Source organism: Gluconobacter sp. OJB, from assembly GCF_039638275.1.
Lineage (GTDB): Bacteria > Pseudomonadota > Alphaproteobacteria > Acetobacterales > Acetobacteraceae > Gluconobacter > Gluconobacter cerevisiae.
In genome coordinates this window covers 1,949,418-1,961,911 of record NZ_JBDIWH010000001.1, presented here as the reverse complement: position 1 = coordinate 1,961,911, position 12,494 = coordinate 1,949,418, and the positions used below count along the sequence as shown (strand labels likewise).

At 60.7% G+C, this 12,494-nt stretch carries 9 protein-coding genes; 3 read left to right on the top strand and 6 right to left on the bottom strand.

Annotated elements, in window-relative coordinates:
• From mnmE to ABDK74_RS09035, 3 genes are all read right to left on the bottom strand, one after another.
• Positions 1 to 1,305 carry a tRNA uridine-5-carboxymethylaminomethyl(34) synthesis GTPase MnmE gene (gene mnmE / locus ABDK74_RS09045; RefSeq protein ID WP_346003541.1) on the bottom strand — a complete coding sequence of 435 codons (1,305 nt, stop codon included), beginning with the start codon at positions 1,303 to 1,305 and terminating at the stop codon, positions 1 to 3.
• A gap of 132 nt (positions 1,306 to 1,437) precedes the next feature.
• On the bottom strand, positions 1,438 to 2,874 hold the full coding sequence (locus ABDK74_RS09040) for a cytochrome c (RefSeq protein ID WP_194255426.1): 1,437 nt from the start codon (positions 2,872 to 2,874) through the stop codon (positions 1,438 to 1,440).
• A 34-nt stretch (positions 2,875 to 2,908) separates the two neighbouring features.
• Complete coding sequence (locus ABDK74_RS09035; RefSeq protein WP_194255425.1) at positions 2,909 to 5,182, bottom strand: PQQ-dependent dehydrogenase, methanol/ethanol family; 2,274 nt, start codon at positions 5,180 to 5,182, stop codon at positions 2,909 to 2,911.
• Positions 5,183 to 5,643: 461 nt separating this feature from the next.
• Here ABDK74_RS09035 and ABDK74_RS09030 point away from each other — a divergent pair, with 461 nt between their 5' ends.
• Positions 5,644 to 6,090, top strand: a complete 447-nt coding sequence (locus ABDK74_RS09030; protein WP_194255424.1) for a methylated-DNA--[protein]-cysteine S-methyltransferase — start codon at positions 5,644 to 5,646, stop codon at positions 6,088 to 6,090.
• 91 nt (positions 6,091 to 6,181) lie between these two features.
• Here ABDK74_RS09030 and rho read toward each other — a convergent pair whose 3' ends face one another.
• From rho to ABDK74_RS09015, 3 genes are all read right to left on the bottom strand, one after another.
• On the bottom strand, positions 6,182 to 7,480 hold the full coding sequence (rho, locus tag ABDK74_RS09025; RefSeq protein WP_194255423.1) for a transcription termination factor Rho: 1,299 nt from the start codon (positions 7,478 to 7,480) through the stop codon (positions 6,182 to 6,184).
• Between the two features lie 281 nt (positions 7,481 to 7,761).
• Positions 7,762 to 9,291, bottom strand: a complete 1,530-nt coding sequence (locus tag ABDK74_RS09020; RefSeq protein WP_346004196.1) for a GMC family oxidoreductase — start codon at positions 9,289 to 9,291, stop codon at positions 7,762 to 7,764.
• 14 nt (positions 9,292 to 9,305) lie between these two features.
• Complete coding sequence (locus tag ABDK74_RS09015; RefSeq protein WP_346003540.1) at positions 9,306 to 9,953, bottom strand: gluconate 2-dehydrogenase subunit 3 family protein; 648 nt, start codon at positions 9,951 to 9,953, stop codon at positions 9,306 to 9,308.
• A gap of 167 nt (positions 9,954 to 10,120) precedes the next feature.
• Here ABDK74_RS09015 and sucB point away from each other — a divergent pair, with 167 nt between their 5' ends.
• Positions 10,121 to 11,233, top strand: a complete 1,113-nt coding sequence (sucB, locus tag ABDK74_RS09010) for a dihydrolipoyllysine-residue succinyltransferase (protein WP_346003539.1) — start codon at positions 10,121 to 10,123, stop codon at positions 11,231 to 11,233.
• A gap of 114 nt (positions 11,234 to 11,347) precedes the next feature.
• Complete coding sequence (locus ABDK74_RS09005; protein ID WP_346003538.1) at positions 11,348 to 12,358, top strand: L,D-transpeptidase; 1,011 nt, start codon at positions 11,348 to 11,350, stop codon at positions 12,356 to 12,358.
• The last annotated feature ends 136 nt before the right edge of the window (positions 12,359 to 12,494 follow it).

Here is a 12,494-nt window from a genome sequence, read left to right as displayed (position 1 = left end):
CTACTTCCCGATACAGAACTGCCCGAAAATTGCATCGAGCAGGGATTCAACATCAACACGCCCGGTCAGACGCCCGAGAGCCAGCATGGACAGCCGGAGTTCCTCGCCCCGCAGTTCCGGCCATGTCGCGGTCCGGGCATGTTCCAGATGGGTTGCGGCCTCCTGGATTCCGGCGCGGTGTCTGGCGCGGGTCAGAGGAGGCGCGGCTGAACCGGCCATGAGTTCGGACACCCGTTCGGACAGAACCTGACGCAGCGCATCAAGTCCTTCGCTGGACTGCGTGCTGATCCCTAACATGCCGGATGGGGCTGGTGCGATGTCGATTTTCGTCCGGATGGGAATTTCCTGTCCGGAGAGAGACTCAAGGCTCTCTCCCGGGCCGATCAGATGCAGCACGACATCTGCCTGTTTCACGTGAAACAATGCGCGGCGAATGCCTTCGGCTTCGATTTCGTCTTCCGTCTCCCGCAGACCCGCCGTGTCGATCAGGCGGAGACGGATGCCGTCCAGAATCCAGTCCAGTGCGATGGCATCGCGGGTCGTGCCTGCACGATGCGTGACGATTGCGGCATCTGTTCCGGATAACGCATTGAGAAGACTGGATTTTCCGACATTCGGCGCTCCTGCTATCACGACGGTGAGGCCCTGACGCAGGAGTTCGCCGCGATTGTCCTGTAGATGGGCAGACATTTCGGTCTGGAGCTTTGAGAGTTCTTCGACCAGTCCGTCTTCCACGTCCTGAGGGAGGTCTTCGTCCGGGAAATCAATCAGGGCTTCCTGATGGGCGAGGACGAGGCGCAGGCGTTGTGCCCAGTTGTCGTACAGGCGGCTCAGGGCGCCATCAGCCTGACGCAGGGCCTGTTTGCGCTGGCTTTCGGTTTCGGCGTCCACGAGGTCCGCGATGGCTTCGGCCTGAAGCAGGTCCAGCCGCCCTTTTTGGACGGCACGGCGGGTGAATTCGCCGGGTTCGGCGGGGCGTGCTCCGAGATCGGTCAGGGCATCGGCGACGCGGGCGATGATTGCGGGACCGGCATGGAGGTGAAGTTCGAACCCGTCTTCCCCGGTGTAGGAATTCGGGCCGGGGAGCCAGAGGGCGACGGCATGGTCGAGCACCTCTGCGTTATGGCGCAGGGTGCGCAGGCTGGCGCGGCGCGGTTCGGGGAGATGTCCGTTACAGAGGGCGCGCAGGATTGTATCGCTGCCGGGGCCGCTGGCGCGCATGATCGCGATGGCGGCACGGGAGGGGCCGGTTGCCAGTGCGAAAATGACCTGCGGGGTGTGGTCCGGGAGGGAGGAGCGCGTCATGAGGTTCTATGTAGTGCAGGAGGCCCTGTGGTGAAAATGGTTAGGCTGCAATGAGCGGCGTGCGGGCATGAAAAAAGGGCGGATCGTTTCCGATCCGCCCTTTTGTTCAGACTTTCAGAGAGTGGGAAACGCTTACTGTGCGTTGTCCACGCCCGTGTGGGTCTGCGGAGAGAAGGTCCAGCCTTCGCCGTAAGGCTGCGGCATGTAGGCCATCCATCCGCGGCTGGAGACGTTCCAGCCCGCTGTGGAAACCGGTGCTCCGGTCGTGCGCAGCTTCTGGATGTCGGCAGCGGACACGGTTCCCGGTGCCTTGTTGCCCCAGCCCTTGCGCATGAAGTTCACGACATCCGCCATCTGCTGGTCGGAGAGGTGTTCCTTGAAGCCGGGCATCGCAACAGCGGACGGTGCAGTGTTGGTCGGAGGCAGGATGCCGCCGAAGGCCACGACATTGGCGAGCGACGTCGGATCATCAGTGATGACGACCGGGTTGCCTGCCAGCGGCGGGAACATGCGGTTGACGCCCGAACCATCGTTCATGTGGCAGATGGCGCAGTTGTGCAGATAGACTTCTGCACCGGCATTGCCTTGGGCACCCTTGTCCAGCAGGGCGGTCGTCTGACCGTCATCCTGGCCGAGGTTATTGCCTTCCGGAACGGCCGGCATGCTCTTGAGGTACTTGGCTGTGGCGCGCAGATCGTCGTCTGTCCAATGCTGCGTGCTGTAGGCCACCACGTCGGCCATGCCACCGAAGACGGCGGAGTGGTCGATACGGCCGCTCTTGAGGAAGGTGACGATGTCATCTTCAGACCAGCGACCCAGACCCGTGTCGCTGTTGCTGCGCAGGCTCGGGGCAATCCAGTTGTCGATCGGTGCACCGCCGGACAGATAGACGTTTCCGCCGCTCGTTCCGTAAGCCTTGAGCTGCATTGCGAAACCGCGGGGCGTATGACATTCGCCGCAATGACCCGGACCATCGACGAGGTATTCACCACGGGCGACTTCGGGGTTGCTGATGCTCTTGTCTTCGCCCGGCGTCATGCTCGGAACGAACATGGCGCGCCAGACTGCCAGCGGCCAGCGCATGGAGAGCGGCCAGCTGATGTCCGGTGCTTTGTTGGCAACGGCAACCGGCTTCACGCCATGCATGAAGTACGCATACATCGAACGGATATCTTCGTCGGACAGACGCGCGAATTCGGGATAGGGCATCGCCGGGTAAAGCGTTGCACCATCCTTGCGGATACCCTTGCGGATGGCCTTCGTGAAGTCCTCAAGGGTGTAGTTGCCGATCCCGTGTTCCGGGTCCGGCGTGATGTTGGTCGAATAGATCGTGCCGATCGGGCTCTTGATTTCCAGACCGCCCGCGTAGGGCTGTCCGTGCAGAGCCGTATGGCAGGCGATGCAGTCTGACAGGCGGGCGACATATTCGCCACGCTTCATCAGTGCTTCGTCAGCGTCCTGGGCATGGGCGGCGCCGAACGACACCGCCATGAGGCCGATAGCGGCCGCGAATTTCCATCCCTGTTTCATCTCAGATACCAGCCTGTCGCGAATTGATGCATTGAGCATGTCACGTGCCTCCTTTTACCGTAACGGTTGCCCGTTACGGATGGTCCGCCGTTGCAGGCTCAACCGGACCCTGGGGTACGTTGAGGAACTGGTCGTTGGGGACGCCCTGCTTGTTGTCGCGGGCTTTCACTTCGTCCTCATAGGACTCGTTGGACCGCTTCACGAGGTAGTTGCGGATGTCTTCAATCTCGGCCGCAGACATGGACGTGTCGAAGCGATCCATGCCGTAGGCGGTCAGAGCGCCCTTGGCGACGAGCTTGTAGAACTTCTCATCTCCGCGGATTGCACCGGACCACCGCAGGTCAGGCAGAACGCCACCCGAGATGCCGTTGTCGCCGTGGCAGGCAGCGCAATATGTCTGGAACTGGAAATAGCCGTTCTTCGTACGGGCTTCATCCCATTTTACTGGCGGTTTGACCGGCAGGAAGCCAAGTTCGTTCTTCGGCGGGAGCTTGTCCGTGCCATCCAGCGAGAAAGCGATCACCCGGGAGTGGTTGACGGTCCAGCCGGATGTCCGGGCCACACCACCGAGGAAGAACGGATAGATGCCACCCCAGCCCACTTCAACTGCAACATACTGCTTGCCGTTGGCGGTGTAGGTCACAGGAGGCGCGATGATGGCGCTCTGTGCCGGGAAGCTGAAGAGATCCTTGCCGTTCGTCGCGTCATAGGCATGGAAATCACCGGTTGCGAGACCCTGGAAGAGAAGGCCGCCACCCGTTGCGAGCAGACCACCGTTCCACGGACCCTTGTGGTCAACCGTGAAGGCTGCCTGCTGCTTTACCGGATCCCAGGCCAAGAGCCAGCCCTTCAGGTCCTTCAGGAACTGGGCCTTGTCGGCTTTGTGCTGCGGATCGGAATCGTCAATCAGGCCGATCTTGTTCATGTCCAGTCCGAGATTCCAGCTGTCGTGGTGGGCTTTGAAGCCACCCTTCTGCGGATCATAGACGAACGGAACCTGCTGTGCGGGGATATAGACCAGCTTCGTCTGGGGGCTGTAGGCCATGGAGGCGAAGTTATGGCCACCCAGATCACCCGGAATACCGTACCAGGGCTTGCCGGTCAGGGTCCACAGGGCGTCAGGCACATAGTTCGGACGGCCGGTGACGGGGTCCAGACCTGTTGCCCAGTTTTCGTAGGTGTAGGGCTTGCCGGAGATGAATTTTCCGGTCTTCGCATCGATGATGTAGAAGAAGCCGTTCTTCGGGGCATGGACGATCACATGGCGCATTTCGCCGTTGACCGGCATGTCGAGCGTCATGATCTGCTGGACCGAGGTGTAATCCCACTGGTCCATCGGCGTTTCCTGGAAATGCCAGACGTATTTGCCGGTATCCGGGTTGATCGCGACGATGCTGCCGAGGAAGAGGTTGTTACCCTTGCCTTCGGAGCGGAACTTGTAGTTCCAGGGCGAGCCGTTGCCGACGCCGAGATAGACGAGGTCCGTCACGGGGTCATAAACGAGCGAATCCCAGACGGTACCGCCGCCGCCCTGCTGCTTCCAGGCTCCGCCCTTGCCCCAGGTCGGATAGGCCTTGGACATCAGGACGTCGTCGGAGGCTGCGCCGTCGGGCTTGTTGTCGGGGTTTGGAACCGTGAAGAAGCGCCAGTCCACCTTGCCGGTTTCGGCGTCATAGGCCGTCACGAAGCCACGGGCACCAAATTCGGCGCCGCCGTTGCCGATGATGACGCGGCCCTTGGCGATGCGCGGTGCGCCGTCAACCGTATAGGAGCGCTGGTGGCCGAGTTGGGCTTCCTTGGGGATCGTGTAAACGCTCCAGACCAGCTTGCCGGTCTTGGCGTCGAGGGCGATCAGGCGTCCGTCGAACGTGCCGAAATAGACTTTGCCGTTCCAGTAGGCAGCGCCGCGGTTGACGGAATCACAGCAGCCGCGATCGGCGATGTTGCCCGGAACCTTGGGATCGTAGGCCCACAGGAGCTTGCCGGTCGCTGCATCCAGCGCCTTCATCTTGCTCCAGTTGGTCGTGGCGTACATGACGCCATTAACGATCAAGGGAGTGCCTTCCTGACCGCGGTTCGTATCCAGATCATAGTGCCAGGCGAGCTTCAGCTTGCCGACATTGTCCTTGTTGATCTGGTCGAGCGGGCTGAAACGCTGCTCGGAATAGGTCCGTCCGTAGGACATCCAGTTTCCGGCATTGCCACCGCTGTCGGCGCTTGTAATTGCTGCGCCCGTATCTTCCTGCGCAAAAGCGACAGGTACAGCTGCTGAGAGCGCCAATACGGCAGCGCAGCTGAGAAGGCGCTTTTTCGTAACCTTGATCGGCGTCAGTAGACCAGAAGTCATGATCCAACTGTCCTTTTTGTAAAGACTGTTTCCACTGCGATATTCTGGACCTCTGTAGTCTTGAAAGGTGCAGGAAACATTCCTGCCCTCTCAACCCAACGATCAGTACCAGACACCGTTAGCATGAGAACTTACTGACCCTATTTTATTGCTTAAGACAAACACGGCTTCTGACGTTTCCGTGAGGGAGGGAGGGGAAAGCTGCAAAACAGGCTGCGATGTGGCTCACTGGATAATTACACAGGCGTTTCGGAAAACTTCCTGTCTCGTTTCTGATACAAAAAAGGGCAGTTTTCCAACACATTACAGAATATTGCTGAAAGCCTACAGATGCAGTCCTGTATGTTTATTATGCATATCGGAGTTCTCCAATATGCTTAAATTGCATAGCTTAAAAGTCTCAGCATAATGGCAATACTGCCGGATTGACGGTTTTGAGCGGCTCGGGCACCGTGTCGTTCATGCCACAGCTATCCTGCCACTCACCTTTCGGGGCCCTTACCATCAGTGAAGATGAGGGCCAGATCGTCGCTCTGGACTGGGGTTGGGGGCGCGATCAGGAGGAGACTCCACTCCTTCTGAAAGCCCGCGACCTTCTGGAGCGCTATTTTGACGGGGAATCGGTCGATTTCGACACGCTGCCCTATCGCCCTTACGGGACTCCGTATCGCCAGAAGGTCTGGGATGCGCTGCGTCGGATTCCCTATGGCAAGACGCGGACTTACGCGGATATCGCGGCCGAGGTCGGAGGATCTCCCCGGTCTGTGGGCGGGGCGGTCGGGGCGAATCCGATTCCGATCCTGATCCCCTGCCACCGTGTTGTCGGGCGTGCAGGGCTGGGCGGATATTCGGGGCTGGGAGGCATCGCGGACAAGCATGCCATGCTGCATCTGGAAGGTGTGCTGTAACGAACGGCCTCTTTCGATATTCCGATAGACTGGACAACAAAAAAGGGGAGCCGGAGCTCCCCTTTTCCATGTCAACCATGCTGATCCGGGATCAGTTGTTCATGGCGTCGAAGAAGTCCTGATTGGATTTGCTGTATTTCAGCTTGTCCAGCAGGAAGTCCATGGCGTCCATCGTGCCCATCGGGGCGAGGATGCGGCGCAGGACCCACATCTTGGATAGTTCGGCGCGATCGACCAGCAGTTCTTCCTTACGCGTGCCCGACTTGGTGATGTCGATAGCGGGGAAGGTGCGCTTGTCGGCCAGCTTGCGGTCCAGGATGAGTTCGGCGTTACCGGTGCCCTTGAACTCTTCGAAAATGACTTCGTCCATGCGCGAGCCCGTGTCGATCAGGGCTGTTGCGATGATCGTGAGCGAGCCGCCTTCTTCGATATTACGCGCAGCGCCGAAGAAGCGCTTGGGGCGCTGCAGGGCGTTGGCGTCCACACCGCCGGTCAGCACCTTGCCCGAGGAGGGGACGACGGTGTTGTAGGCGCGGGCGAGACGGGTGATGGAATCCAGCAGGATGACCACGTCGCGCTTGTGCTCGACGAGGCGCTTGGCCTTTTCCAGCACCATTTCCGTTACCTGGACGTGGCGGGTTGCCGGTTCGTCGAAGGTGGAGGAAACGACTTCGCCGCGAACCGAGCGTGCCATGTCCGTCACTTCTTCCGGGCGTTCGTCGATCAGCAGGACGATCAGGAACACTTCGGGATGGTTGGCGGAGATGGAGGCGGCGATGCTCTGGAGCATCACGGTCTTGCCGGTGCGGGGCGGGGCGACGATCAGGGCGCGCTGGCCCATGCCGATCGGCGTCACCAGATCGATCACGCGCGGGGTGTAGTCGCGCTGGTCTTTCTTGCCCTTGCTGCGGTGGTTTTCCGTGGGGGCGGGTTCGGACTGTTCGACTTCCATCTTCAGGCGACGCTCGGGGTAGAGCGGCGTGAGGTTGTCGAAGTTGATGCGGGTCCGGACGGTTTCCGGAGCCTCGAAATTGATGGTGTTGACCTTCAGCAGCGCGAAATAGCGCTCGCCGTCGCGCGGGGCGCGGATCTGGCCTTCAACCGTGTCACCCGGGCGCAGGCCGAAGCGGCGGACCTGGGTGGGAGAAATGTAGATGTCGTCGGGACCGGGAAGGTAGTTGGCTTCCGGGCTGCGCAGGAAACCGAAGCCGTCCGGCAGGATTTCGAGCGTTCCTTCGCCGTAGATCGCCTGATCGCGCTCGGCAAGGGTCTTGAGAATGGCGAACATGATGTCCTGCTTGCGCATGGACGAGACGTTCTCGATCTCCAGTTCCTCTGCATAATCCAGAAGGTCGGCTGGGGATTTTTTCTTGAGTTCGGCAAGATGCATGAAAGACGCGCCTTGATGTGCCGGTAGTGGCAGACCTGATAGGGGGAGGGATGCGCGACCGTACAGAAGGCGGGGCCACTGGACGGGGACTGCTTGTGTCAGGCGGTGATCTGTAAGGATTTCGCAGGACGATGGAAGCAGGAAGCATCCGTAAGGAAAGGGAGACCGGGTGACAAGACGTCACCGATAAAGTCGTCCTTCGCTTACCGGAGCGCGCGAAGCAGTGTCAAGACTGCTGAGCATGCTCCGGATCACTTTGATCTATGTCAGTTTCCTGCGGGTCAGGTCTTCAGCATGGCCTCCGCGGTGCGCAGGGAGAGCGCCATGATGGCCAGAGCCGGGTTGGCGGCGGCGGCGCTGGGGAAGATCGAGTGATCGGAGATCCACAGATTGTCGATATCGAAACTGCGGCCGACCGGATTGACGACATTGCTGTCGGCGTCCGTGCCCATACGGCAGGTGCCGATCATGTGGGCGGCGCGGTCGATGACGCGGATATCCTTTGCGCCGACGGCTTCCCACATCTGCGTCAGCAGGCGGGCGGCATGGTGGTGCATGGCCCATTCATTGGGGCCGTAAGAATGTTCGATCAGCGGTTTGGGGATGCCGAAAGCGTCTTTTTCGTCCGAAAGCGTAACACGGTTTTCGGGGCGGGGCAGGCATTCGCCGTTGATGCCCATACCGGCGGAGCGGTTGTATCCGGCCAGCGCGCGGGCGAAGGCTGGACCGCGTGTTGTGGTGCTGCGGGCGAGGTTCTGGCCCCATGTTGCGGGCATCATGCCCAGTGACTGCACGAGGTAGCCGCCGACGAAATCCGCGTCTTTGGGGCGCATCATGTCTTCGGTGATGGTGAGGGACGGATAGCCACGATTGGGGCGGATGTCTTCGTCGAACTCGCCCCAGACCTGTGTGGAGACATGGGTCATGTAGTTCTGGCCGACCTGGCCGGAGCTGTTGGCGAGGCCGTTGGTCAGGAGCAGGCGCGGGGTTTCGACGGCACCGGCGGCGAGGACGAGTGTCGCGCATTTCTGGCGGTGTTCGACGCCGTTCTGGCGATAGACCACGCCGGTCACGCGGCCTGAACTGTCGCGTTCGATCGTATGGGCGAAGCAGCCGGGGCGGAGTTCCGCACCATAGGCGGCGGCCATGGGGAGCCATGTGTTGTCCGTGCCTGACTTGGCGCCGTTGCGGCAGCCCTGATGGCAGGCCCCGCAGTTTGCGCAGGCGTGGCGGGTGCCGAAATGCGGCTGTTCGATATCGCGCGTGATGAGGGCGGCGGGGCCGTCCGCGTGGCGCAGGCCGAGCGCGTCACAGCCTTCGCGCATCTTGAGTGCGGCGGAATTGGCAGGCGGGGGTGCATAGGCGTAGCGGCGCTCGGGGTCCCACGGGTAATGGGCGGGGCCTGAGACGCCGATGAAGGATTCCACGCGCTCGATATAGGGGAGCAGTTCGTCCAGACCGAAAGGCCAGTCCACGCCTTTGCCGGTTTCGGTGTGCAGGTGGAAGTCGCGGGCATCCATGCGGGGCATGAAGGCGCCGTAATGCAGCAAAGAGCCGCCGAGGCCGGTGCCGCTGTTGTTGCCGCCGAAAGCCTGTGGGTTTGTGCCAGCGGAGAGGCGTTCGTGCAGCCAGTAGAGTTCGCGGGCGGCGACTTCGTCGGGCGTGTGTCCCGTGGCGGGGAAAGCGGGCCCGGCTTCCAGAACCACAACGCTTTTGCCGTTGCGGGCGAGTTCTGCAGCCAGCGGCGCGCCACCGGCACCACTGCCGATGATGAGGGTATCGACGATGTCCGTTTCGGCGAATGTCTTCATGAGGGTGCTGCTGCTCATTCGCTGGAGTCTGTCATCTGGAGAAGGGGGGCGGTGGCTTTGGGTTCGAAGTTTTCGCGGCTGTCGGGGCCGACGTTTGTGAAGCCCTGAAAGACGGTGTCGCCGCCGGTGAGGCTGGAGGAAATGCCGAGCGCCTGCTGGATGCGCGGGTCACTCATGATGCAGTCCACGACCTCGCCACGCAGGTCTCCGGACCAGCGTTTCATCTGGGATGCCGTGAGGCGTCCTGCACGGTCGAGGCCGATCTGTCCGTCCATGACGGCATCGAGCAGGGTGCCGCGCAGGTCCGGGGCCAGATGAATGAAGGCGAGTCCGTGCTGTTCGGTGGCAGCATCGTCGAGCGTCAGGAGGGCGGATTCCCAGGCTTCGGCATCTGGTGGGAGGTCCGCGAAACGCCAGCCGTCACGCGGGCCGGAGAGCGCGGCGTCGATCCGTGCTGTCATGGCGATGTCGGGACTGGCAGGCAGGATTTCGTCCAATGGGAGCAGGATGGGCAGCAGCGCATCGAGGACGGCATAGGCCCGAAGGGACAAGGTGCGTGGCTGTGTGGTGGAGACCGAAAGCCGCGATGTCAGAATCTCGCGGGTACGAGCGGAAAGATGGTCGGAGTCCAGAATTTCAGGACGGTCGGGCGGGTGGGACATTGCGGCCTCCTGCGTTTTGGTTTCAAAGTCCGGCGATGGGGATGGTTCCGCCTCCCGCTGGGAACGAAGATGCAGTATCCTGCATTCTTAACTTTTCCGGACAGAGTGCCGGGGTACGGCACAGACATTTCCCCGCTTCGCGGCGGGACGCAAGACAGGGAAGCAGCATGACGGTCGAAATCAGGGTTCCGGCGCTTGGAGAAAGCCTGACAACTGCGACTGTCGCGCGGTGGCTTAAAAACTCCGGCGACTATGTGCAGCATGACGAGACCATCGTGGAGCTGGAGACGGACAAGGTCAGCGTTGAAGTGACCGCGCCGTCCGCCGGGCGTCTGGAAGACTGTGTGGCGGTGGGGACGGAAGTCGAGATCGGCGGGCTGCTCGGGGCTGTGGACGAGACGGCGGAGGCACCGGCTGTGCCTCAAGCTGCTGCTGCTGAACCTGCTCCTGCTCTCAAGACAGCGGCTCCGGAACCTGTCGCGGCGCCTGTTGCATCCCCTGCGCGAGTCACGTCTCCTGCTTCTGAAGCGCCGAAGCCTGTCTCTGTTCCACCGGCCCCCAAGCTGTCCTCACATGAAGCACGGGAGCGTCGGGTTCCCATGAGCCGTCTGCGTCAGACGATCGCGCGGAATCTGAAGGCGGCGCAGAATACGGCGGCCATTCTCACGACGTTCAACGAAATTGATATGTCCGCTGCCAAGGCGCTGCGGGCGGAATACAAGGACGAGTTCGAGAAAAAGCATGACGGTGCGCGTCTGGGCTTCATGTCCTTTTTCGCGCGGGCCGTGGTGGGCGCGCTGAAGGATTATCCGGCGATCAATGCGCAGATCGAAGGCGATGAAATCGTTTATCGCGACTTCGTCAATCTGGGCATTGCGGTGGGCACAGAGCGCGGGCTTGTGGTGCCGGTGCTGCATGATGCCGATCAGATGAGTTTTGCCGAGCTTGAGCGCCGGATTGCCGATTATGGCAAGCGGGCGCGGACGGGCGGGCTGAAGCTGGAGGAACTGTCGCATGGGACGTTCTCCATCACGAATGGCGGGATTTTCGGGTCTCTGCTCTCCACGCCGATCCTGAACACGCCGCAGTCGGGCATTCTGGGGATGCATGCCATTCAGGACCGTCCGGTCGTGCGGGACGGGCAGATTGTGATCCGGCCGATGATGTATGTTGCGCTGTCTTACGATCACCGGATCGTGGATGGGCGGGAAGCGGTGAGCTTTCTCGTCCGTATCAAGCAGCTTGTGGAAGATCCGAGGCGGTTGCTTCTGGATCTGTGATGTCTTTTGCGTGGCTGGTGCGTTGAAGACGTTCCAGTCATGCCGAACGCCGGACAGGTTCCTGTTCCCTCGCGTTCTGTCTGTTGTTCCGAACCCGAGGATGGTGCCCTGAAGATGCGTGATGTTTCCAGACTGACGCGGTTTGCAGTTCTGTTATGTGCGTCCACCACGATGGTCGTGGGATTGTCACCGCTGGCGGCCTGCGCGCGGCCGGATGGCGCGGGGCCGGAACTGTCGGGCCCTCAGCCGGATACGACGCCGTCTCTGGGAGTGTCGGTTCCGCCGCCAGCCAGTAATCCGCCGACCGATACGCCGCCACGTCCTGATCTGGCGCCGCCGCCTCTGGATATTCCGGATTTGCCGGTTGTTTCCGATGAGACTGCGCGGGAGGAGGCGTCGCGTCTTGCTGTGCTGATGAAGCACACTATCAAGGGGTTCAGCACCTATACGCCCGAGCGCCGCCGGGCGTTCCTGACGCTTGCGAAGGAGCAGGTGACGCAGGCGAACATGCCGATTTCCCGCCCGCAGCTCATTATGGTTGTGGATCGTAACGAGCAGATCCAGCATCTGGATTATATTCTCGCGTTGCCGGATGCTCCTTGGGAATCTCTTGGGGGAACGCCGGTTTCAACCGGGACGACGGGACGCAAATATTATTACATTACGCCGATTGGTGTTTTTCAGAACACGGCGGATCGTCTGGGGTATCGGGCGGAAGGGACGAAGAACAAGAACGGAATCCGCGGTATCGGCGCCAAGGGATCACGCGTGTGGGACATGGGATGGCAGACGGCGATGAAGGGTTGGTTGCCGCGTCACGAAACCGGGCAGATCCGGCTGGAGATCCATGCGACGGACCCGCAGTTTCTGGAATGGCGTCTGGGTCACCCGGCTTCGGAAGGATGCATTCGTATTCCGGCGACCATGAACAAATTCATGGATCATTATGGGCTGATTGATGCTCTGTATGAACAAGCTGCGAGTTACGATCCGCGTTTTCAGGCGCTGCTTCCGAAAGACCGGCAGCCCACGCCGATTGCGGGAGATCTGGTCGTTGTGGTGGATTCAGGGCCACTGACCGAGCCGAAAATTGACCCTATTGCAGATAAAAGACCGTTACCGTAAGTATAGAATAAGAAATATTTCAAAATAAGTATGAAAATTTGAAGTAAAACGCGTGAATGTTTTATTTCAGGAACGGTAAAGCAGTTTTCCTGATCTGAAGCCTTCCGTATGGAGTGCGCGCCAATCACTGGAGCCT

Excerpts from the sequence above, each read along its gene's own strand:
- mnmE (WP_346003541.1), bottom strand. The coding sequence starts at position 1,305 with ATGACGCGCTCCTCCCTCCCGGACCACACCCCGCAGGTCATTTTCGCA.
- ABDK74_RS09040 (WP_194255426.1), bottom strand. The coding sequence starts at position 2,874 with ATGCTCAATGCATCAATTCGCGACAGGCTGGTATCTGAGATGAAACAG.
- ABDK74_RS09035 (WP_194255425.1), bottom strand. The coding sequence starts at position 5,182 with ATGACTTCTGGTCTACTGACGCCGATCAAGGTTACGAAAAAGCGCCTT.
- ABDK74_RS09030 (WP_194255424.1), top strand. The coding sequence starts at position 5,644 with ATGCCACAGCTATCCTGCCACTCACCTTTCGGGGCCCTTACCATCAGT.
- rho (WP_194255423.1), bottom strand. The coding sequence starts at position 7,480 with ATGCATCTTGCCGAACTCAAGAAAAAATCCCCAGCCGACCTTCTGGAT.
- ABDK74_RS09020 (WP_346004196.1), bottom strand. The coding sequence starts at position 9,291 with ATGAAGACATTCGCCGAAACGGACATCGTCGATACCCTCATCATCGGC.
- ABDK74_RS09015 (WP_346003540.1), bottom strand. The coding sequence starts at position 9,953 with ATGTCCCACCCGCCCGACCGTCCTGAAATTCTGGACTCCGACCATCTT.
- sucB (WP_346003539.1), top strand. The coding sequence starts at position 10,121 with ATGACGGTCGAAATCAGGGTTCCGGCGCTTGGAGAAAGCCTGACAACT.
- ABDK74_RS09005 (WP_346003538.1), top strand. The coding sequence starts at position 11,348 with ATGCGTGATGTTTCCAGACTGACGCGGTTTGCAGTTCTGTTATGTGCG.